The sequence below is a fragment of the Aminobacter sp. Piv2-1 genome, from assembly GCF_037625995.1.
Lineage (GTDB): Bacteria > Pseudomonadota > Alphaproteobacteria > Rhizobiales > Rhizobiaceae > Aminobacter.
In genome coordinates this window covers 330,712-350,342 of the sequence record NZ_JARKMU010000005.1, presented here as the reverse complement: position 1 = coordinate 350,342, position 19,631 = coordinate 330,712, and the positions used below count along the sequence as shown (strand labels likewise).

Below are 19,631 nucleotides of genomic sequence, written 5' to 3'. Positions count from 1 at the left end.
CCGGCTTCGATGTGAGGGAATCTCTTGGATATTGATTTTGGCGGCGGCGATGAAATCCGCTTCGAGCGGACCGGCAGGGCCGGCATCGTTACGCTGACGCGGCCGAAGGCGCTGAATGCGCTGACCCACAACATGGTGCTCGCGCTGTCGCGCGCGCTCAAGGCCTGGGAGCACGACCGCGAGGTGGCGCTCGTCGTCGTCAAGGCCGAGGGCAGGGCGTTTTCCGCCGGCGGTGACATCATGAATGTCTACGAAAGCCGCAATACCGGCTCCCCGCCCGTCCAGTTCTTCGCCGACGAATATCGTCTCAATGCGCATGTCCAGCGCTATGCCAAGCCCTATCTGTCGCTGATCGACGGCATCGTCATGGGCGGCGGCGTCGGCATCTCCTTCCACGGTTCGCACCGGGTCCTCACTGAAAACGCCCAGTTCGCCATGCCGGAAGTGGGCATCGGCTTCTTCCCGGACGTCGGCGGCAGCCATCTGTTGCCGGACCTCGGCAGCCATTTCGGCATGTACCTGGCGCTGACCGGCAACCGCATCCGCTACGGCGATGCGCTCTGGTCGGGGTTGGCGACGCACACGATCGCGGCCGAAGGCATCACCGGCCTCCTCCAGCGCCTGTGCGAGACCGGCGAAGCGGAAGCCGTGCTGCGCAGCTATTTCCAGGCCGCCAGGCGTGAAACCGACCGCGACACGCTGGAGGCCATCGCGCGGCATTTCGCCAAGCCGACGCTCGAGGATGTCATGGAAAGCCTGCAGGCGGAGGCTGGATCGAGCGAATTTGCAGCAAAGACGCTCGCCACCATCCTGTCGCGGTCGCCCACCAGCCTGTTCGTCGCCTTCCGGCAGGTGCGCGGCGGCCTCACCATGTCGATGGAAGACTGCATGCGGATGGAGTTCCGCATCCTCAACCGCATGCTGTCGGGGCACGACTTCTACGAAGGCATCCGGGCCGTCCTGGTCGACAAGGGGTCGACGCCTGTCTGGCAGCCGTCCCGCATCGCGGATGTCGACCCGGCTGACATCGACCGCTATTTCGAACCGCTCGGCGACAGGGAACTCGTCCTGTGATCGACAGCGTCAATCGCCTCCAGGAATTGCATCCTTCGACGCTTGAGAATGCCTTTGCCTGGTTCCTGCGCGTCGTCGCCGGCTATTGCCTGCTGTTCGGCGTCCTCTATTGGGTTCGGCTGATCGGTCTCTACGACGCCACCTTGTGGCGTTTCGACTTGATGCCCTTGCATTGGCAGGTCGCGACCGCCACCCTGGCGGTGTTCTTTCCCTTCGCGGCGATCGGTCTCTGGATGCTTTCATCTTGGGGGCCGGTGATCTGGTTCATCTGCGCGGCGACCGAGACGGTCATGTATGCGGGCTTCCCCGATCTGTTCGGCGGGCGCCCGCTGATCGTCGTCGCCCATGCCGTGGTTGCGCTCGTTTACGCGACCTTCCGCGTCCTGCTGCATCTTCAGCAGCGCCGGGCGGCGGCCCAGTAGCAACGCGTTCAAGGTGTTGCGGGCCATTCCGTAAAATTCAAGGTTAATTTTTCTTACTCGAAGGGGCTTTCATTAACCCTCTTTCGAAACCAGTGGCTGGTAAGCCCTTGTTAAGCCTGACGTTTAAGTCGAATTTTATGGGTATTCGATAAGTTCGCGCTCAAGGTGAGATCAAAACAAAAACTCACCAGGCGACAAACGAGAGGCAAAAACAATGATCACTTCGCGTCAGGCGGCCAAGACCGTCATGCATTCCGAGGATCGTAACGAGGCGATCCGTTCGCTTTACTTGGAATCGCTCCAGCTGGTCGAAAGATTGCATCGCCGTCTACTTGACGTTGTCAAGGATGAGTTCGACCGCAACGGCCGCAGCGACATCAACGCGATCCAGGCGTTGCTGCTGTTCAACATCGGCAATGCCGAGCTGACCGCCGGCGAACTGCGCTCCCGCGGCTACTATCTCGGCTCGAACGTCTCGTACAACCTCAAGAAGCTCGTCGAGCTCGACTTCATCAACCACCAGCGCTCGCGCATCGACCGTCGCTCGGTCCGCGTCAGCCTGACGCCGAAGGGCCAGGAAGTGGCCGAAGTCGTGGCCGGTCTCTACGAGCGCCATGTCGGCTCGATCGAGCAGGTCGGCGGCATCAACACCGACGAGTTCAAGCAGATGAACCGCGCCCTGCAGCGCCTCGACCGCTTCTGGAACGATACCATCGCTTACCGGATGTGATGCAACGGCCGACGCTTGTGGCGGGGAGCGGGGCAATAGGGGAATAGGGCGGCGGACATCCAGGGTATCCCGACCTGTTGCCCTATTGCCCCTCTCTCGCTGCCACAGGCGAGCTTGGCCGAGCCATCCGAAGGAACGACCCTCCAGTCGCTGGGCCGGTTGCAGAAATGCACCGGCCCTTCCTTTTTCTGTAATGTTGCCGGCCGTCGGGGCGGCACAGCCATGTTGCCGCCATATTCGGGTGAAAACCGAAAGCGATCTGTGATGTGCCAGCAACTGCCTCTACGTGGCCGTCAGCAACCCAGTCGTCGATGCCGCGTTTCGGGCGCGGGCTGTTCCGGGTTATGGTTGGCTACTTGTTAAGCATGGCCGTCATACCGTTGCGGGATATTCTCCTGCCCTTGAAGTTGCGCGAAAATGTCTGGGACGCCCATGAAAACAAGTCGCCGTTTCTTTCTCTCCGGTGCCGGCGCTATCGCCATGGCAGCCTTGTCGGGCGCTGCAAGCGCCCAGGACGTGATCGGTGAAGTGCTCGGCTCGTCGCGCCGCGGCAACTGGGACGACGAGTTCGATGCGCGCGTGACCCAGGGCGGCAAAGTCGCCACCACGCTGCCGATCTTTTCGCTCCAGACGGTCGGCTTCGTCCAACAGGCCATCGCCCAGTACCAGAACATCGTCGCCCAGGGCGGCTGGCCCGTGGTGCCGGCGACCAAGAAGCTTCAGCTCGGCGTGGACGATCCCGACGTCGCGACCCTGCGCCAGCGCCTGATGGTGTCCGGCGACCTGTCGCCGCGCGCCGGCATCTCCAACTCGTTCGACACCTATGTCGATGCGGCGCTCAAGCGCTTCCAGGCCCGTCATGGCCTGCCGTCCGACGGCGTCATGGGCCAGTACACCTATGCTGCCATGAATGTCAGCGCCCAGGTGCGCCTCGGCCAGCTCGAGACCAACCTCCAGCGTCTTCAGGCACAGGCGGGCCAACTCGGCGAGCGCTACGTGAACGTCAACATCCCGGCGGCCCAGATCGAGGCCGTCGAGGGCGACCGCGTCGTGCTGCGCCATACGGCGATCGTCGGCAAGGTCGACCGTCAGACGCCGATCGTCGCCTCGAAGATCAACGAGATCGTCGTCAACCCGTACTGGAATGCGCCGGTCTCGATCGTCCGCAAGGACATCATTCCGCTGATGCGCAAGGATCCCGAGTATCTGACCAAGAGCAAGATCCGCCTCATCGCCCCGGACGGCAGCGAGGTCGATCCGATGACCGTCGACTGGTCGACGGAAGAGGCCGCCAAGTACCTGTTCCGTCAGGATCCGGGCGCCATCAACGCCATGGCTTCGGTGAAGATCAACTTCCCGAGCCCCGACGGCGTCTACATGCACGACACGCCGCAGCAGAGCCTGTTCGACAAGCTGATGCGCTTCGATTCCTCGGGCTGCGTGCGCGTCCAGAACGTGCGCGACCTGGTGACCTGGATTCTCCGCGATACGCCCGGCTGGAGCCGTCAGCATTTCGAGCAGACCATCAAGTCGGGCGAGAACACGCCGGTTCCCGTCACCAATCCGGTGCCGGTCTACTTCACCTACATCTCCGCCTGGTCCACCGGCGATGGCGTCGTCCAGTTCCGCGACGACATCTATGGCCGCGACGGCGTCGACGAACTGCAGATGACCTCGGCGCTCTGAGCCGGTCTTCGGAAGACATCAAAAAGGCCGCCCTCGGGCGGCCTTTTTCATTGCTGGGCACGCCATCATTCGTTCGCAGAGAAGGCGTGAATCTCCATCAGGATGGGACAGCTAAGGCTGCGGAAGAAGCGTAGCTCCACGTTTGGCGTCGTCCGCAACGTCTTGACGATTTCGGATGCGTCGTCCCGGTCGAACTCCTGATATTCGACATCGAGCGAGTCCAGCAGCGCTTTTGCATCTGGAAATGCGAGTCCGGGATGGAAGCCGCCGAGGTCGACCTTAATTCTCCGGGAAAGGCGAATGGGCGCTGTCTTCGGTGCTGGCTCGCCGCCACGCGTGTCCCAGAGGTTCAACCAAAATCTGGTTACCACAACCCGGTTGTCGCGCGCCTGCAGATCTATTTCGACGTCGCCATAACCCAGCTGGCACGAGAAGTGGTTTTCTATCCCGAAGTCCCAGCGATCAGGTGGCCCGAGGAAGCGGCCAACACTCTCAAGGTCATTGTCTGGCCAGAGCGGCGTCTGCCGTTCGCCAAGCAGCATTGATACAAGCGAGATCTTTTTCATGGTGGGCATTCTGCTGCGGCGCCCCTCTGGGTCAAGCTGATGGGCGCCGCTTGCATGCTTTGGGCCGTCTTTTTCGTTGCTGGTCGAAAAGCGACCATGAAATTTCGCACCCCACGTGGCGACGCTGGGGCAAGTATGTTAATGGCCCGCCACACTTCCCCGATGCCCCTCCGGACCAGCCCCGGACCAGCAAGGATCAGAACCGATGGCAGCTTCGAAACACCTCGAATCCTTCTTTGGAACCCCGCTCTCGGAGGTCGATCCGGAGATTTTCGGCTCGATCCGCAACGAGCTCGGTCGCCAGCGCCATGAGATAGAGCTGATCGCTTCGGAAAACATTGTTTCCCGCGCCGTGCTCGAGGCGCAGGGTTCGATCATGACCAACAAATATGCCGAGGGTTACCCCGGCAAGCGCTATTACGGCGGCTGCCAGTACGTCGACGTGGCCGAGGAACTCGCCATCGAGCGCGCCAAGAAGCTGTTCGACTGCAAGTTCGCCAACGTCCAGCCCAACTCCGGCAGCCAGATGAACCAGGCCGTGTTCCTCGGCCTGCTGCAGCCGGGCGACACCTTCATGGGCCTCGACCTGAACTCGGGCGGCCACCTGACCCACGGCTCGCCGGTCAACATGTCCGGCAAGTGGTTCAAGGTCGTCTCCTACGGCGTGCGCAAGGACGACCACCTGCTCGACATGGACGAGATCGAGCGTTTGGCCCACGCCCACAACCCCAAGCTCATCCTCGCCGGCGGCACCGCCTATTCGCGCGTCTGGGACTGGCAGCGCTTCCGCGAGATCGCCGATTCCATCGGCGCCTATCTGATGGTCGACATGGCCCACATCGCCGGCCTCGTCGCCGGTGGCGTGCACCCGTCGCCGCTGCCGCATGCGCATGTCGTCACCACCACCACGCACAAGTCGCTGCGCGGCCCGCGCGGCGGCATGATCCTCACCAATGACGAGGAAATCGCCAAGAAGATGAATTCGGCGGTGTTCCCCGGCCTGCAGGGCGGCCCGCTGATGCACGTCATCGCTGCCAAGGCCGTGGCCTTCGGCGAGGCGCTGAAGCCCGAATTCAAGACCTACGCCCAGAACGTTGCGGCCAACGCCAAGGCGCTCGCCGAAAGCCTCAAGGAAACCGGCCTCGACATCGTTTCGGGCGGCACCGACAACCACCTGATGCTGGTCGACCTCCGCCCCAAGAACGCCACCGGCAAGCGCGCCGAGGCGGCTCTCGGCCGCGCCAACATCACCTGCAACAAGAACGGCATCCCCTTCGATCCGGAGAAGCCCTTCGTCACCTCCGGCGTTCGTCTCGGCACGCCGGCGGGCACGACCCGCGGCTTCGGCGAAGCCGAGTTCCGCGAGATCGGCCAGCTGATCGCGGAAGTCCTGGACGGGCTCAAGGTTGCGAACTCCGACGAGGGCAACGCAGCGGTTGAAGCCGCCGTCAAGCAGAAGGTCGTCAACCTGACCGAGCGCTTCCCGCTCTATTCGTATCTGGGTTGAGCCTGGGCGCTTCGGCGCGACCCCATGACGAAGCCCCGTCCCGGCCAGCCCGGGATGGGGCTTCTGCTTTTGCGGATCATGCTTTAAGCCTTTCGCGGACGGGATTCGAAGACAAGGCCGAACGATGCGCTGCCCTTATTGCCAGTCTGAAGACACGCAGGTGAAGGACTCGCGTCCCGCCGAGGACGGCGCGGCCATCCGCCGACGGCGCATCTGCCCGGTATGCGGCGGCCGCTTCACCACCTTCGAGCGCGTGCAGCTGCGCGACCTGGTGGTGGTCAAGAAATCGGGCCGCAAGGTTCCCTTCGACCGCGACAAGCTCGCCCGCTCGGTCGAGATCGCCGTGCGCAAGCGCAACGTCGATCCCGAGCGCATCGAGCGCGCCGTCACCGGCATCGTCCGCCAGCTCGAAAGCTCGGGCGAAAGCGAAATCCCCTCCGGCGAGATCGGGCGGCTGGTCATGGAGGCGCTGAAGTCGCTCGACGACGTCGCCTATGTGCGTTTCGCCTCCGTCTACCGCAATTTCCGCGAGGCCAAGGACTTCCACGAGGTGCTCGGCGAGCTGAAGGGCGACGAGGACGCCGGCTGAGCCATGTCCGGAGCGACCACCCCTGAGCAGGACCGCATCGATCGCCGCTTCATGGCCGCCGCGATCCGCTACGCGCGCCGGCATCTTGGCCTCACTTCGACCAATCCTTCCGTCGGCACGCTGATCGTCCGCGACGACGGCAACGGTCCGGTCATCGTGGGCAGGGGCGTCACCGCCATCGGCGGGCGGCCCCATGCCGAGCCGCAGGCGCTCGCCGAAGCCGGCGAGCTGGCGCGCGGCGCCACCGCCTATGTGACGCTCGAGCCCTGCGCCCATCATGGCCGCACGCCGCCATGCGCCAATGCGCTCGTCAGTGCCGGCATAACGCGCGTCGTCGGTGCCGCCAGCGATCCCGACCACCGCGTGTCGGGCAACGGCTACGCCATCCTGCGCACCGCCGGCATCGAGGTCAGGGAGCGGGTGCTGGCTGCCGAGGCGGCGGACCAGCTGGCCGGCTACCTGAATCGATCCGTCAACAAGCGGCCGGAAGTGATTCTGAAGCTTGCGCTTTCCGCCGACGGCATGATCGGTCGGCGAGGCGAGGGGCAGATCGAGATCACCGGCGAGGTGGCTCGGCGCCAGGTCCATGTCATGCGCGCCGAATGCGACGCGATCCTTATCGGCATCGGCACGGCAATCGCCGACGATCCCGAGCTCACCGTGCGCCTGCCGGGCCTCAGGATGCGGTCGCCGGCACGGATCGTGCTCGACAGGCTGACCCGTCTGCCCGCGGCCTCGAAGCTGGCTCGCTCGGCGCTCGACGTGCCCGTGCTGGTGGCCACCTGCGAGGAGGGCGACCCGGCGAACAGGGCCGAGCTCGAGCGTGCCGGCGTGAAGTTCCTGGCGAGCGAGAGCTATGACGGGCGGGTCGCGCTGCCCGAACTGCTCGAGGACCTGGCCAATCAGGGCATGTCGCGCGTCATCGTCGAGGGCGGGGCGGACACGGCGCGCGCGTTCCTCGAGGACGGGCTGGTCGACAGGATCGCGCTGTTCTACGGGCCCGAGGCGATCGGCTCGGACGGCATTGCGGCGCCGATCGGCCGCGACCATATACCGGCAGGGTTCCGGCTGGTGCGCGAGGCGCGCTATGCCGAGGACGGCTTCGCCGAATGGATAAGGGATATCTGATGTTCACCGGGATCGTCACCGACGTGGGGACCGTTGCGTCCACCGTCCCGCTCGACCAGGGCGTGCGCCTGCGCATCGACACGGCCTACGATCCCAGGACCATCGACATCGGCGCCTCGATCGCCTGCTCCGGGGTCTGCCTGACCGTCGTCGGGCTGCCCGAGGCCGCGTCCAACGCCCGCTGGTTCGAGGTCGAAGCCTGGGAGGAGGCTCTGCGCCTCACCACCGCGAGCGACTGGACCGCCGGGCGCCGCATCAACCTCGAACGCGCCCTCAAGATCGGCGACGAGCTTGGCGGGCACATCGTTTCGGGTCACGTCGACGGCATGGCCGAGATCGTTTCGCGCGAGGACGAGGGCGAGGCGGTAAGGTTCCGGCTGGAAGCGCCGCGCGAACTGGCGAAGTTCATCGCGCCAAAGGGTTCGGTTGCCCTCGACGGGACGTCGCTGACGGTCAACAAGGTCGAGGGCACGCGTTTCGACGTGCTGTTGATCCACCATTCGCTGCAGGTGACGACCTGGGGCGAGCGCAAGGTCGGCGACCGCATCAACATCGAGGTCGACACCATGGCGCGCTACGCGGCGCGGCTTGCCGACGCTGCCCGGGAAGGGCTCTGAGACGGCGGCAGGCGGCTTGCGCGAGGCGACCGGCGGTTTCATGATGTGGCCCTTAACACTTCGCTTGCGAACTCCCCCGGTTCGGCCTAAGTGACCCGCTCTGCCGGAGATCGAACATGGCCAATGACAAGAAACTGAAGCTCCTCATCGTCGAGGCGCGCTTTTACGACGACCTCGCCGACGCACTGCTCGACGGTGCCAAGGCCGCGCTCGACGAAGCCGGTGCTTCCTATGACGTGGTCACCGTGCCCGGTGCGCTCGAAATTCCGGCCGTGATCTCCTTTGCCCTCGATGCGGCCGACGACGAGGGCACCCACTATGACGGTTATGTCGCGCTCGGCACCGTCATCCGCGGCGAGACCTATCATTTCGAGATCGTCGCCAACGAATCCGCCCGCGCCCTGATGGATCTCTCGGTCGCCGAGTCGATCGCCATCGGCAACGGGGTGCTGACCACCGAAAACGACGAGCAGGCCTGGGTGCGCGCGCGCCGCAGCGAAGGCGACAAGGGCGGCTTCGCGGCCCGTGCCGCGCTGACCATGATCGCGGTGCGCGAGAAACTGGGAGCCGCCCGGTCGTGAGCTCTTCCGAAGACAAGGGCCAGCCGGCCGTCCGCCACGCCAACAAGCGCGGTGCGGCCCGTCTCGCCGCCGTCCAGGCGCTCTACCAGATGGACGTGGCAGGCAGCGGCCTGCTCGAGATCACTGCCGAATACGAGGCCTTCCGGCTCGGCAAGGAAGTCGACGGCGCGCTCTACCGCGAGGCCGACGCGCAGTGGTTCCGCGCCATCCTGTCCGGCGTGGTCGAGAACCAGAAGTTCGTCGATCCGGTGATCCGCCAGGCGCTCACCGAGGACTGGCCGCTGTCGCGGCTCGATTCCACGCTGCGCGCTATCCTGCGCGCCGGGGTCTACGAGCTGATGAAGCGCCAGGACGTTCCGGTGGCGGTCATCGTGTCGGAATACGTCGACATCGCCAAGGCCTTCTACGAGGACGACGAGCCCAAGCTCGTCAATGCGGTTCTCGATCGTGTTTCCCGCAAGCTGCGCGGCGAAGGCAAGGGCAAGGACGCGACATGACCGTTGGCGAACGCGAAGCGCGGCGAACTGCCTACATCCTCGCCGCATCGCAAGCCATCATAGGCTCGGCCGCGCCGATCTCCTTTTCCATCGGCGGCCTGGCCGGGTTCTATCTCCTCGGTGAAGACAAGTCGCTGGCGACGCTTCCCATCACCGGTTTCAGCCTGGGCATGGCGCTTGGCGCCCTTCCTGCCGCCGCCATCATCCGCAGCCTCGGCCAGCGCGGCGGCTTCATGTTCGGCACGGCAGTGACGGCCGTCGGCGGCGCCATCGCGACGCTGGCGCTTTTCAGGGCCGAGTTCTGGCTCTTCGTGTTCGGCCTGATGATGCTCGGCGCCGGCAGCGCCTTCGTCCAGCAGTTCCGCTTCGCCGCGGCCGACAACGCCCCGCCGGAATTCAAGGCCAACGCCATTTCCTTCGTGCTTGCCGGCGGCATCATCACCGCCATCCTCGGACCGCAGATCGTGATCTTCACCCGCGAGCTGTTCGCACCGGTGATGTTTGCGGGTTCGTTCGCGGCCATCATCGGGCTTGCCGCGGTCGGCGCCGTCATCCTGTCCTTCCTCAGGGTGACGGAGGGCGCGCACGCGCACCAGGATTCCGCCGCCGCGGACGCCAGGTCGCTCAGGGAGATCGTGACCCAGCCGCGCTTCGCCGCCGCCCTGGTCTGCGCCGTCGGCACCTACACGCTGATGACCTTCGTCATGACCGGCGCCCCGCTCGCCATGGTCGGCTGCGGCTTCTCGCCCGACGAGGCGACGCTCGGCATCTCATGGCACGTCATGGCCATGTTCGGCCCGAGCTTCTTCACCGGCAGCCTGATCCGGCGCTTCGGCCCCGAGCGCATGGTGGGGCTGGGCATCCTCCTGCTCGTCGGCTGCGCCATCGTGGCGCTGTCGGGCATCGCGCTCTGGCAGTTCTGGTCGGCCCTGATTCTGCTCGGGCTCGGCTGGAACTTCGGCTTCATCGGCGCGACCGCGATCGTCGCCACGGCCTACCGCCCTTCGGAGAAGGCGAGGGTGCAGGGCTTTCACGATTTCGTGTTGTTCGGTGCCGTGGCGCTGGCCTCGCTGCTGTCGGGTGCCGTCTACAACGTCTATGGCTGGGACATGCTGAACTGGCTGGTTTTCCCGGTTTGCGTGGTCTGTTTAGGCGCTCTGGCAACGCTGGCCAAGGCGAACCGCCGGCAGGCGGCCTGACAGGAAGTTGTCGGCAGTCGCCGCCGCCGTTTGTTCGAACTTCAAAAAAATATTGCGCGCAGCTCAAATGTAGTGAAAGCGTATGCCCCGACGTAAGGCAGACGGCATGCTCATATGTAAGCAACGTCCGTCACCAGTCACATCAAAGGGGGGTATCGTGAGCTTCAAGACTATTCTGGCGATTGCCGGAGTTTCATTCGGCATCGCAACGGGTTCTGCAAGTGCGCAGGTGGTCGTCTCGTCCAAGATCGACACCGAAGGCGGCGTGCTCGGCAACATCATCCAGTCGGTTCTCAACGCCAACGACATCGCCACGACCGACCGCATCCAGCTTGGCGCGACGCCGGTCGTCCGCAAGGCAATCGCCGCGGGCGAGATCGACATCTATCCGGAGTACACCGGCAATGCCGGCTTCTTCTTCGAGAAGGCGGATGATCCGGTCTGGAAGGATGCCGCCAAGGGCTACGAGACCGCCAAGAAGCTCGACTACGACGCCAACAAGATCGTCTGGCTGAAGCCGGCGCCGGCCAACAACACCTGGGCGATCGCGCTGCGCAAGGACGTGACCGAGCCGAACAAGCTCGCCACCCTCAGCGACTTCGGCAAATACGTCTCCGGCGGCGGCAATGTCGTGCTGGCGGCTTCCTCCGAGTTCGTCAATTCGGCGGCCGCCCTGCCTGCCTTCCAGACGACCTACGGCTTCACCCTCAAGCCGGAGCAACTGATCACCCTTTCCGGCGGCGACACCGCCGCTACGATCGCCGCAGCCGCCAACCAGACCAACGGCGCCAACGCCGCCATGGTCTACGGCACCGACGGCGGCATCGCCCCGTCCGGCCTCGTGGTGCTCGCTGACGACAAGGGCGTCCAGCCGGTCTACCAGCCGGCGCCGATCGTTCGCGAGGCGGTGCTCAAGCAGCATCCGGAGATCGAGACGCTGCTGAAGCCGGTGTTCGAGAAGCTCGACCTCGTCACGCTCCAGGAACTGAACGGCCGCGTCCAGGTCGGCGGCGAGCCTGCCAAGGCGGTCGCCGAGGATTTCCTGAAGAAGAACGGCTTTCTGAAGTAAGCTCCTGCGGCGCGCCTCGGCTGTCGGGGCGCGCCACAGGCAGCGGGGACGCATTTCGGCCGTGAGCATCAGATTTGACAAGCTTGGCGTGGTGATCGCCGCGATCGCCGCCTATGGCGCCTTGGTTGCGCCATTCGCCACGTTCCGTGCCAACCGTATCGTCGCCGGCGAACCCCGGTCGATACTCGAGGCGCTGCCGCAGCCCTTTGGCTTGCTGCTTCTCGCCATTTTGGTTGTGTCAGGGCTGATTGCGCTGTTGCGAACGCCGCTCGTGATCAGGCTGGCGGCAAGTGTCGACGCTCTTGTGATGCTCGCGGCTCTGATCGGTGTCGCCGGAGCGTTCCTCACACCGGAGGGCAACACGTTTGCCCGCATCTCGCCGGCGTCCGGATTCTGGATTTTGGTCTTTGCGTTCACGCTGCTGCTGGCCGACGGCCTCACGAGGCTGCAGTTGTCGCCGGCGGGGCGCGTCGCGGTCCTTGCGGCGGCCGCGGTGGCGGTCTGGTTGCTGCTCGCGTCCGGGGCCTGGAACGATCTGTCGCTTCTCAAGGAATATGCCAACCGCGCCGACAGCTTCTGGATCGAGGCCAGGCGTCATGTCACCCTGACTCTCGGTTCGCTCGCCGGTGCGGTGATCGTGGGGTTGCCGCTCGGCGTCCTCAGCCATCGTGTCGAGTGGCTGCGGGCAGGCATGCTCAACACCCTCAACATCATCCAGACCATCCCGTCCATCGCGCTGTTCGGCATCCTGATCGCCCCGTTGGGCTGGGTTGCGGCCAACGTCCCGGGGGCGGCAGCCATCGGCATTCGCGGCATCGGCGTAGCGCCGGCCTTCGTCGCGCTGTTCCTCTATTCGCTGCTGCCGGTGGTCGCCAACACGGTCGTCGGGCTGGCGGGCGTCCCGCGCGCCGCCAACGATGCCGCCCGGGGCACCGGCATGACCGACTGGCAGCGCCTCAAAGGCGTCGAGTTCCCGCTCGCCTTTCCGGTGATCCTGACCGGCATCCGCATCGTTCTCGTCCAGAACATCGGGCTCGCCACCATCGCCGCGCTCATCGGCGGCGGCGGCTTCGGCGTCTTCGTGTTCCAGGGCGTCGGCCAGACGGCGATGGATCTCGTGCTGCTCGGCGCGGTGCCGACGGTCGCGCTGGCCTTCGCCGCAGCAATCATTCTCGACGCGGTCATCGAAACGGCCGCGACAGGCAGACCCGTGGCGGAGGCCGCATGATCGAAATCGAACATGTCACCAAGCGATACGGCGACTTGACGGTCGTCGACGACGTGTCGATGCTCATCGAGCCGCGCACGATCACGGTGATCGTAGGCACATCCGGCTCGGGCAAGACCACGCTCCTGCGCATGATCAACCGACTGGTCGAACAGACGTCGGGGGCGATCAGGCTGGACGGGGTCGACAACCGTTCGGTGCCCGGCCCGCAACTGCGCCGCAGCATCGGCTATGCCATCCAGGGGCACGGACTGTTTCCGCACCGGACGGTGGCGCAGAACATCGCCACTGTGCCCGTGCTGCTCGGCTGGGACCCAGTTCGGACCAAGGCGCGGGTCGATGAACTGCTGGCGCTCTTCCAGCTCGATCCCGCGGCCTTCGGGCCGCGCTATCCGCACGAGCTGTCGGGCGGCCAGCAGCAGCGCGTCGGCGTTGCCCGCGCGCTCGCCGCCGAGCCCAACGTGCTGTTGATGGACGAGCCGTTCGGCGCGCTCGACCCCATCATCCGCACCAAGGCGCAGGAGGATCTGCTCGCCATCCAGAAGCGCTTCGGCACCACCATCGTGCTCGTCACGCACGACATGGAGGAGGCCGTCCATCTCGGCGACCGCATCGCCGTCATGGATGGCGGCCGCCTGGTCCAGTACGCCAGGCCGGCGGAAATCCTTGCCCGGCCCGCCAACGATTTCGTCGAGACGCTGATCGGCACCAGCGACCGGCCCTTCAAGTTGCTTTCGCTGGGATCCGTCGACGAGGCCATCGAGCCGGGGCAGGCAGAGGGCGAAGCCATCGGTGCCGACGCGACGCAGCGCGACGCCCTGGCCAAGCTGCTGTGGTCCGGCCGTTCCGAAATGCCGGTGACCAATGGCGACGGCAAGGCTATCGGCCGGGTGACGGTGGACGGGCTGGTCAAACGCGCCGCGAGGCCCGAATGAGGGCATGGATCCCCACGGTCCTGCGACTGGCGCTGCTGGTCGTGCTGGTGGCGTTCCTGGCCAATCCGGCCTGGTTCGAGCCGCTGTTCAAGCCGCTGACGCAGAACGGCGCGCCGGCGATCTACAACCAGGGCAGCCTGCTGTCGCTCGCGCTGCTGCACCTGCGGACAGTTGCGATTGCCACGGTTGCTGCGATCGTCGTCGCAGTGTCGCTCGCCATCCTGGTGACGCGCCCGGCCGGGGCCGAGTTCCTGCCGCTGTCGCGCAGCCTGGTGAACATCGGGCAGACCTTTCCCCCGGTCGCGGTGCTGGCGCTCGCCGTGCCGGCCGTAGGCTTCGGCGAGAAGCCGACGCTGATCGCGCTTTTCCTCTATGGGCTTTTGCCGATCTTCGAGAACACGCTGACGGGGCTCACCACCACGCCGGCCAACGTCGTCGAGGCAGCGCGCGGCGCCGGCATGACCGGCTGGCAGCGTCTCGTCCAAATCGAGCTGCCGCTGAGCGTTCCGGTGATCCTGGCCGGCATCCGGCTGTCGGTGGTCATCAGCCTCGCCACGGCGACCATCGGCTCGACGGTCGCCGCAAAGACCGTGGGCGAGGTCATCATCGCTGGCCTGCAGTCCAACAACCTCGCCTTCGTCCTCCAGGGCGGGCTGATCGTGGCCGCCCTTGCGGTGCTGATCTATGACGTGCTGTCGGCGCTGGAGCGCATCGCCGCCAGGCGCATGGGGCTGGCGACGCAATCTTGATCCCTGGCTAGCGGCCGCGCACCGGATGGTCGAGCGTGATCTCGAGCCGGATTGCGGCGCCTTCGACGACCCAGCGGCGGCGCAGCACGGCGAAATCATGGCTGCCTGCGCCCGACGCGATCGAGACCACGTCGCCCGTCTGGCATTCCGGCGTGAGCTTCAGCGCGCCGATGGCCGCGTCCAGGCCGAGCTTTCCGGCGTACATCCTGGCCGAACCGGTCAGTACCAACTGGACAGGCTGGCCTGTTGCGCCGCCCGCGAGACTCGGTGATTGATCTGGTCGATGCCCCGATCCGTCATTCGAAGGAATTCTGGCCATGATTTGGCGTCTCTCTAAGATCGTGATGTGTCTCTGCCTCGCAGCTTTCGCCTTTCTCGTGGCGTTCGGCAATATCACCGACTACGGCTCCAATTTCGCCTTCGTCCAGCACGTACTGAGCATGGACACGACCTTTCCCGGCAATGCGCTGATGTATCGCTCGATCACCAACCCGAGCCTCTGGAGCGTCGGCTACTGGATGATCATCTTCGGCGAAGCGCTGACCTTCGTGCTCTTCCTCGTCGCCGCGCTGAAGCTCTGGCAGGCGCGCAATGGGTCCGGACAGGAATTCAACGACGCCAAGGGCTTCGTCGCACTAGGCGCTACCATGGGCTTTCTCGTCTGGTTCTTCGGCTTCATGGTCGTCGGCGGCGAATGGTTCGCCATGTGGCAATCCAGCACCTGGAACGGCCAGGACGCGGCCTTCAAGTTCTACATGACGATGCTGGCGGTGCTGATCTACGTCAACCAGCCGGACCGCGACCTGGCCTGAGGCGTTTTTGATTTTCGTCGGGCCGCTGGAAGCGGCTTGGCGAAAGCCGGGACAAAAGCTTGGCGATATCTTGACGTCCTTGGCCCTGTTTCGGATTGTCGCACCGGGGACCGGCACCAGCACATAGGCTGCCGGTCTCGTTCACTTAGCCCGGGGAGGGGATATCCGGGCGCAATCAGGGAAGAGAATTGGCAATGACAATGCTTTACGTCGTCATCGCCTGCGGCTTGCTATCTGTCCTTTACGCCATCTGGGCGACGCAGTCGGTGCTTGCATCCGACCAGGGCAGTGCGCGCATGCAGGAAATCTCTGCTGCCATCCGTGAAGGTGCGCAAGCATATCTGGCGCGCCAGTACACGACCATCGCCATCGTCGGCGTCGTCGTGTTCCTGCTCGCCTGGTGGCTGCTTTCCGGCACCGCGGCGATCGGCTTTTTGATTGGTGCAGTCCTGTCCGGGACTGCGGGTTTCATCGGCATGCACGTCTCGGTTCGCGCCAATGTGCGCACCGCCCAGGCAGCCTCCAACAGTCTGGCCGCCGGCCTCGACATCGCCTTCAAGTCGGGCGCCATCACCGGCCTCCTCGTCGCAGGTCTCGCCCTGCTCGGCGTGTCTGTCTACTATTGGATCCTCACCGGGCCGATGGGGCTCGCGCCCAACGACCGCATGGTCGTCGACTCGCTGGTGGCGCTCGGCTTCGGCGCTTCGCTGATCTCGATCTTCGCGCGTCTCGGCGGCGGCATCTTCACCAAGGGTGCGGACGTCGGCGGCGATCTCGTCGGCAAGGTCGAAGCGGGCATTCCGGAGGACGATCCGCGCAATCCGGCGACGATCGCCGACAACGTCGGCGACAATGTCGGCGACTGCGCCGGCATGGCGGCCGACCTGTTCGAGACCTATGCGGTGACGGTCGTCGCCACCATGGTGCTCGGCGCCATCTTCTTCGCCGGTTCGGCGGTGCTTTCGAGCGTGATGCTCTATCCGCTCGCCATCTGCGGCGCCTGCATCATCACCTCGATCGCGGGTACGTTCTTCGTCAAGCTCGGCTCCAACGGCTCGATCATGGGAGCCCTCTACAAGGGCCTGATCGTCACCGGCCTGCTGTCGATCCTGGGCCTCGGCGCCGCCACGTCGCTGACCATCGGCTGGGGCGAGGTCGGCCTGGCGAATGGCGTCCTGGTCACGGGCCGGAACCTGTTCATCTGCGGGCTCATCGGCCTCCTGGTGACCGGCCTGATCGTGGTCATCACCGAATACTACACCGGCACCAACAAGCGTCCGGTCAATTCGATCGCACAGGCGTCGGTCACCGGTCACGGCACCAACGTCATCCAGGGCCTTGCGGTGTCGCTCGAATCGACCGCGCTGCCGGCGATCGTCATCGTCGGCGGCATCATCGCCACCTTCCAGATCGCCGGCCTGTTCGGAACGGCCATCGCCGTCACCACCATGCTCGGCCTGGCTGGCATGATCGTGGCGCTCGACGCCTTTGGCCCGGTCACCGACAATGCCGGCGGCATTGCCGAAATGTCCGGCCTGCCGAAGGAAGTGCGTCAGTCGACCGACGCGCTCGACGCCGTCGGCAACACCACCAAGGCGGTGACCAAGGGCTACGCCATCGGCTCCGCCGGCCTCGGCGCGCTGGTGCTGTTCGCGGCCTACAGCTACGACCTGCAGTATTTCGCCGCCAACAGCGCGCAGTTCCCGTACTTCGCCGACATCGGCACGGTCTCGTTCGACCTGTCGAACCCCTATGTCGTCGCCGGCCTGATCTTCGGCGGCCTGATCCCGTACCTGTTCGGCGGCATCGCCATGACCGCTGTCGGCCGTGCGGCAGGGGCGATCGTCGAGGAGGTGCGCAAGCAGTTCCGCGAGAACCCCGGCATCATGCAGGGCACCGCCAAGCCGGACTACGCGCGCGCCGTCGACCTGCTCACCAAGGCTGCGATCAAGGAGATGATCATCCCGTCGCTGCTGCCGGTGCTGGCGCCGCTAGTCGTCTATTTCGGCGTGCTCTTGATCTCGGGCTCCAAGGCGTCCGCCTTCGCCGCCCTCGGCGCATCGCTGCTCGGCGTCATCGTCAACGGCCTGTTCGTGGCGATCTCGATGACCTCCGGCGGCGGCGCCTGGGACAACGCCAAGAAGTCGTTCGAGGACGGCTTCACCGACAAGGACGGCGTCAAGCACATGAAGGGTTCCGAAGCCCACAAGGCGTCGGTCACCGGCGACACCGTCGGCGATCCCTACAAGGATACGGCCGGACCGGCCGTGAACCCGGCGATCAAGATCACCAACATCGTCGCGTTGCTGCTGTTGGCGGTCCTGGCGCATAGCTGAGCCGCGACAGTTCGGGGCAAGTAGCAAGGAAAAACCCCGTCCGCGTTGAGCGGGCGGGGCTTTTCATGCGGCCAATGAGAAAAAAAACCCGCGGGATTTGCTCCCGCGGGTCTTGTTGCCTGAGATTTCTGGAGCCTGCCGGCCGATCAGCTTCCGCCGAAGATGCTGCTGGCCGCGCTCGAACCCATCTTGCCGGCGCCCGAGAGCAGCTGGCCGAGGAAGTTCTGGTCCTTGCCGCCGGTCGGCGTCGTGCGCGTGATGAAGTCGAACACCTTGCCGTCCTGCAGGCCGTAATTGGCGATCTGGGAGACGCGGCCGTCGGTGCCGAAATAGACGGCCAGCACGCGCTGGTCGACGAGCTTCGGCTTGGCGAAGGCGACGGCGCGCTTGCGCGTCTGGGAGATGTAATAGAACACCTCGTTGTCGAAGGTGGCGGTGGTCGAAGGCGTGCCCAGCGCCAGCAGCACCTGTTCGCGGCTCGAGCCGACGGGCACGGAATCGATCGACTGCTGGTCGATGACGTAACCCTGGGTCAATGTCTCGCCCGGGTTCAGGTCACCGAAGGTCTTCGAGGTGTTGCACGCCGAAAGCACGACGGCAGCCGCGACAAGCGACACGGCACCGGCCGGCCGCAGCGAAAATGACATCTTGAATTTCAGCGACTGCAACAACAACTCCATCCTGTCGTGCCAGGGCCCTGGCTTGCGCGAAGCCGCAAAACCGGTAAACCAGCTTGCGCGCCGATGCAACAAGGCCACCTAGCGAAACGGGTCCCCGGGAGACCGCCCTCTCATGTTCCAGCGTCTGTTTGGCCGTCAACGCCAAGCCAACCGCGCCATCACGGACGCGCTCTATACACGAATCGTGGCGGCGGCGCGGCAGGAACCACTTTATTCTGCGTGGAACGTACCGGACACGCCGCTCGGGCGCTTCGAGATGCTGTCGCTGCACATGTTTCTGTTTCAGCATCGCCTGCGCGGCGAACAGGGGCCTCCAGCCGAGATCGCGCAATTGCTGATCGACGAGTTTTTTCTCGACGTCGACCACTCGCTGCGCGAACTTGGAATCAGCGACGTCGGCGTGCCAAAGCGGATGAAGAAGCTGGCTAAGATGTTCTATGGCCGTACCGAGGCCTACAGGGAGGCGGTCGAGGGCAGCGACAGGGCAGGGCTGGCCGCGGCGCTCGCGCGCAATGTCCGCCCGGAAGACGCAAGCTGGCCCGAGGCCTCCGCGCTGGCGGACTATGTGCTGGGGGCAGATGTTTTCCTCAAGGCGCAGCAGACCAGCGAAATCTGCGCCGGCAAGCTCGAATTCCCGGCGCCCAAGGCGGCCTGAAGGGAGGCCATCCATGAAACATGTCCAGACCCAGAGCTCGGTCTCGTTCATCGTCAATGTCGCGCGGCTGCCGCAGAAGGGCATGTCGGTGGTCGTCGAGGCCGATGCGGCGCAGCGCGAAGCCCTGGCCGAGGCGCATGGGCTGCTTTCGGTCGAGCGCTACCGCGCCGAGCTTCTCGTCAGCAGCTGGAAGCGCAACGGGATCAAGGTCCGCGGCCGCGTCGAGGCGGCGATCACCCAGGCCTGCATCGTCACCATGGAGCCGCTGGACGCCAAGGTCGAAGAGGACGTCGAGGGCGTCTTCCTGCCGGAGGATTCCAAGCTCGGCCGCGAGGGTTTCCATGTCGGCGGCGAGATCCTGCTCGATGCCGAGGGGCCGGACAGCCCCGAGACGTTCGAGGGCGACAGCATCGACGTCGGCGCGCTCGCCGAGGAGTTCTTCGGTCTTGGCATCGATCCTTACCCGCGCAAGAAGGGCGCCGCGATGACCGCCGCGACCGACGAAGACGGCGGGCTGGTCGAGAGCGAGTTCCAGAAAAAGCTGCGTTTGATTGCCAAGAAACTTTGAAAA

22 protein-coding genes are annotated in these 19,631 nt (G+C 65.1%); 19 read left to right on the top strand and 3 right to left on the bottom strand.

The genetic code is table 11. The features are described 5' to 3' along the window. Positions 1 to 30: 30 nt before the first annotated feature. The 4 genes from AmiPiv_RS12090 (at position 31) to AmiPiv_RS12075 (ending at position 3,912) form a co-directional block, all read left to right on the top strand. Positions 31 to 1,074 (top strand): enoyl-CoA hydratase/isomerase family protein, encoded by a 1,044-nt coding sequence (locus AmiPiv_RS12090; RefSeq protein ID WP_340037744.1) that lies wholly within the window; start codon positions 31 to 33, stop codon positions 1,072 to 1,074. After that, on the top strand, positions 1,071 to 1,496 hold the full coding sequence (locus AmiPiv_RS12085) for a DUF6163 family protein (RefSeq protein WP_340037700.1): 426 nt from the start codon (positions 1,071 to 1,073) through the stop codon (positions 1,494 to 1,496). Before AmiPiv_RS12090 ends, AmiPiv_RS12085 begins: the two co-directional genes overlap by 4 nt. A 214-nt stretch (positions 1,497 to 1,710) precedes the next feature. Continuing rightward, entirely contained in the window at positions 1,711 to 2,226 is a 516-nt protein-coding gene (gene ldtR, locus AmiPiv_RS12080; RefSeq protein WP_340037699.1) for a transcriptional regulator LdtR, read from the top strand. Positions 2,227 to 2,658: 432 nt separating this feature from the next. Then, entirely contained in the window at positions 2,659 to 3,912 is a 1,254-nt protein-coding gene (locus tag AmiPiv_RS12075; RefSeq protein ID WP_340037698.1) for a L,D-transpeptidase family protein, read from the top strand. A 65-nt stretch (positions 3,913 to 3,977) separates the two neighbouring features. On the opposite strand, the gene AmiPiv_RS12070 is transcribed toward AmiPiv_RS12075, so the two are convergent. Further along, a complete protein-coding gene (locus tag AmiPiv_RS12070; RefSeq protein WP_340037697.1) occupies positions 3,978 to 4,478 on the bottom strand; it encodes a hypothetical protein in 501 nt (166 codons plus the stop codon). 205 nt (positions 4,479 to 4,683) lie between these two features. On the opposite strand from AmiPiv_RS12070, the gene glyA reads away from it, so the two are divergent. The 11 genes from glyA to AmiPiv_RS12015 all read left to right on the top strand — a co-directional run bounded on the left by glyA (position 4,684) and on the right by AmiPiv_RS12015 (position 14,577). Next, positions 4,684 to 5,985 (top strand): serine hydroxymethyltransferase, encoded by a 1,302-nt coding sequence (gene glyA, locus AmiPiv_RS12065; protein WP_340037696.1) that lies wholly within the window; start codon positions 4,684 to 4,686, stop codon positions 5,983 to 5,985. Positions 5,986 to 6,109: 124 nt separating this feature from the next. After that, positions 6,110 to 6,574 (top strand): transcriptional regulator NrdR, encoded by a 465-nt coding sequence (nrdR, locus tag AmiPiv_RS12060; RefSeq protein WP_340037695.1) that lies wholly within the window; start codon positions 6,110 to 6,112, stop codon positions 6,572 to 6,574. A gap of 3 nt (positions 6,575 to 6,577) precedes the next feature. Beyond that, positions 6,578 to 7,702 (top strand): bifunctional diaminohydroxyphosphoribosylaminopyrimidine deaminase/5-amino-6-(5-phosphoribosylamino)uracil reductase RibD, encoded by a 1,125-nt coding sequence (gene ribD / locus AmiPiv_RS12055; protein ID WP_340037694.1) that lies wholly within the window; start codon positions 6,578 to 6,580, stop codon positions 7,700 to 7,702. Further along, a complete protein-coding gene (locus AmiPiv_RS12050; RefSeq protein WP_340037743.1) occupies positions 7,702 to 8,319 on the top strand; it encodes a riboflavin synthase in 618 nt (205 codons plus the stop codon). The genes ribD and AmiPiv_RS12050 overlap by 1 nt, the downstream gene beginning before the upstream one ends. 116 nt (positions 8,320 to 8,435) lie before the next feature. Further along, positions 8,436 to 8,900 carry a 6,7-dimethyl-8-ribityllumazine synthase gene (locus AmiPiv_RS12045; RefSeq protein ID WP_340037693.1) on the top strand — a complete coding sequence of 155 codons (465 nt, stop codon included), beginning with the start codon at positions 8,436 to 8,438 and terminating at the stop codon, positions 8,898 to 8,900. Next, positions 8,897 to 9,397 carry a transcription antitermination factor NusB gene (gene nusB, locus AmiPiv_RS12040; protein ID WP_340037692.1) on the top strand — a complete coding sequence of 167 codons (501 nt, stop codon included), beginning with the start codon at positions 8,897 to 8,899 and terminating at the stop codon, positions 9,395 to 9,397. The genes AmiPiv_RS12045 and nusB overlap by 4 nt, the downstream gene beginning before the upstream one ends. Next, positions 9,394 to 10,596 (top strand): MFS transporter, encoded by a 1,203-nt coding sequence (locus AmiPiv_RS12035; protein WP_340037691.1) that lies wholly within the window; start codon positions 9,394 to 9,396, stop codon positions 10,594 to 10,596. Before nusB ends, AmiPiv_RS12035 begins: the two co-directional genes overlap by 4 nt. 157 nt (positions 10,597 to 10,753) lie before the next feature. Continuing rightward, positions 10,754 to 11,665, top strand: coding sequence for a glycine betaine ABC transporter substrate-binding protein OsmF (osmF, locus tag AmiPiv_RS12030; protein WP_445206944.1), 912 nt, complete (start codon positions 10,754 to 10,756; stop codon positions 11,663 to 11,665). 61 nt (positions 11,666 to 11,726) lie between these two features. Next, on the top strand, positions 11,727 to 12,893 hold the full coding sequence (locus AmiPiv_RS12025) for an ABC transporter permease (RefSeq protein WP_340037690.1): 1,167 nt from the start codon (positions 11,727 to 11,729) through the stop codon (positions 12,891 to 12,893). Beyond that, a complete protein-coding gene (locus AmiPiv_RS12020) occupies positions 12,890 to 13,828 on the top strand; it encodes an ABC transporter ATP-binding protein (protein ID WP_340037689.1) in 939 nt (312 codons plus the stop codon). Before AmiPiv_RS12025 ends, AmiPiv_RS12020 begins: the two co-directional genes overlap by 4 nt. After that, positions 13,825 to 14,577 (top strand): ABC transporter permease, encoded by a 753-nt coding sequence (locus tag AmiPiv_RS12015; protein ID WP_340037688.1) that lies wholly within the window; start codon positions 13,825 to 13,827, stop codon positions 14,575 to 14,577. Before AmiPiv_RS12020 ends, AmiPiv_RS12015 begins: the two co-directional genes overlap by 4 nt. A gap of 7 nt (positions 14,578 to 14,584) precedes the next feature. On the opposite strand, the gene AmiPiv_RS12010 is transcribed toward AmiPiv_RS12015, so the two are convergent. After that, positions 14,585 to 14,782 carry a hypothetical protein gene (locus AmiPiv_RS12010; protein WP_340037687.1) on the bottom strand — a complete coding sequence of 66 codons (198 nt, stop codon included), beginning with the start codon at positions 14,780 to 14,782 and terminating at the stop codon, positions 14,585 to 14,587. Positions 14,783 to 14,894: 112 nt separating this feature from the next. Between AmiPiv_RS12010 and AmiPiv_RS12005 the strand changes: the two genes are divergently transcribed. Both AmiPiv_RS12005 and AmiPiv_RS12000 read left to right on the top strand, forming a co-directional pair. Continuing rightward, complete coding sequence (locus tag AmiPiv_RS12005; protein ID WP_340037686.1) at positions 14,895 to 15,389, top strand: DUF2165 family protein; 495 nt, start codon at positions 14,895 to 14,897, stop codon at positions 15,387 to 15,389. Between the two features lie 194 nt (positions 15,390 to 15,583). Continuing rightward, on the top strand, positions 15,584 to 17,725 hold the full coding sequence (locus AmiPiv_RS12000) for a sodium-translocating pyrophosphatase (RefSeq protein ID WP_340037685.1): 2,142 nt from the start codon (positions 15,584 to 15,586) through the stop codon (positions 17,723 to 17,725). A gap of 146 nt (positions 17,726 to 17,871) precedes the next feature. On the opposite strand, the gene AmiPiv_RS11995 is transcribed toward AmiPiv_RS12000, so the two are convergent. Beyond that, a complete protein-coding gene (locus AmiPiv_RS11995; protein WP_340037684.1) occupies positions 17,872 to 18,393 on the bottom strand; it encodes an outer membrane protein assembly factor BamE in 522 nt (173 codons plus the stop codon). A gap of 124 nt (positions 18,394 to 18,517) precedes the next feature. On the opposite strand from AmiPiv_RS11995, the gene AmiPiv_RS11990 reads away from it, so the two are divergent. Next, the gene (locus AmiPiv_RS11990; RefSeq protein WP_340037683.1) at positions 18,518 to 19,060 is read left to right on the top strand and encodes a ubiquinol-cytochrome C chaperone family protein; all 543 of its coding nucleotides are present in this window, start codon (positions 18,518 to 18,520) and stop codon (positions 19,058 to 19,060) included. A 13-nt stretch (positions 19,061 to 19,073) separates the two neighbouring features. Continuing rightward, complete coding sequence (locus AmiPiv_RS11985; protein WP_340037682.1) at positions 19,074 to 19,628, top strand: DUF177 domain-containing protein; 555 nt, start codon at positions 19,074 to 19,076, stop codon at positions 19,626 to 19,628. Positions 19,629 to 19,631 lie beyond the last annotated feature (3 nt).

Coding starts and splice junctions, on each gene's coding strand:
- ldtR (WP_340037699.1), top strand. CDS start 1,711: ATGATCACTTCGCGTCAGGCGGCCAAGACCGTCATGCATTCCGAGGAT.
- AmiPiv_RS12075 (WP_340037698.1), top strand. CDS start 2,659: ATGAAAACAAGTCGCCGTTTCTTTCTCTCCGGTGCCGGCGCTATCGCC.
- AmiPiv_RS12070 (WP_340037697.1), bottom strand. CDS start 4,478: ATGAAAAAGATCTCGCTTGTATCAATGCTGCTTGGCGAACGGCAGACG.
- glyA (WP_340037696.1), top strand. CDS start 4,684: ATGGCAGCTTCGAAACACCTCGAATCCTTCTTTGGAACCCCGCTCTCG.
- nrdR (WP_340037695.1), top strand. CDS start 6,110: ATGCGCTGCCCTTATTGCCAGTCTGAAGACACGCAGGTGAAGGACTCG.
- ribD (WP_340037694.1), top strand. CDS start 6,578: ATGTCCGGAGCGACCACCCCTGAGCAGGACCGCATCGATCGCCGCTTC.
- AmiPiv_RS12050 (WP_340037743.1), top strand. CDS start 7,702: ATGTTCACCGGGATCGTCACCGACGTGGGGACCGTTGCGTCCACCGTC.
- AmiPiv_RS12045 (WP_340037693.1), top strand. CDS start 8,436: ATGGCCAATGACAAGAAACTGAAGCTCCTCATCGTCGAGGCGCGCTTT.
- AmiPiv_RS12035 (WP_340037691.1), top strand. CDS start 9,394: ATGACCGTTGGCGAACGCGAAGCGCGGCGAACTGCCTACATCCTCGCC.
- AmiPiv_RS12020 (WP_340037689.1), top strand. CDS start 12,890: ATGATCGAAATCGAACATGTCACCAAGCGATACGGCGACTTGACGGTC.
- AmiPiv_RS12015 (WP_340037688.1), top strand. CDS start 13,825: ATGAGGGCATGGATCCCCACGGTCCTGCGACTGGCGCTGCTGGTCGTG.
- AmiPiv_RS12010 (WP_340037687.1), bottom strand. CDS start 14,782: ATGTACGCCGGAAAGCTCGGCCTGGACGCGGCCATCGGCGCGCTGAAG.
- AmiPiv_RS12005 (WP_340037686.1), top strand. CDS start 14,895: ATGATTTGGCGTCTCTCTAAGATCGTGATGTGTCTCTGCCTCGCAGCT.
- AmiPiv_RS12000 (WP_340037685.1), top strand. CDS start 15,584: ATGACAATGCTTTACGTCGTCATCGCCTGCGGCTTGCTATCTGTCCTT.
- AmiPiv_RS11990 (WP_340037683.1), top strand. CDS start 18,518: ATGTTCCAGCGTCTGTTTGGCCGTCAACGCCAAGCCAACCGCGCCATC.
- AmiPiv_RS11985 (WP_340037682.1), top strand. CDS start 19,074: ATGAAACATGTCCAGACCCAGAGCTCGGTCTCGTTCATCGTCAATGTC.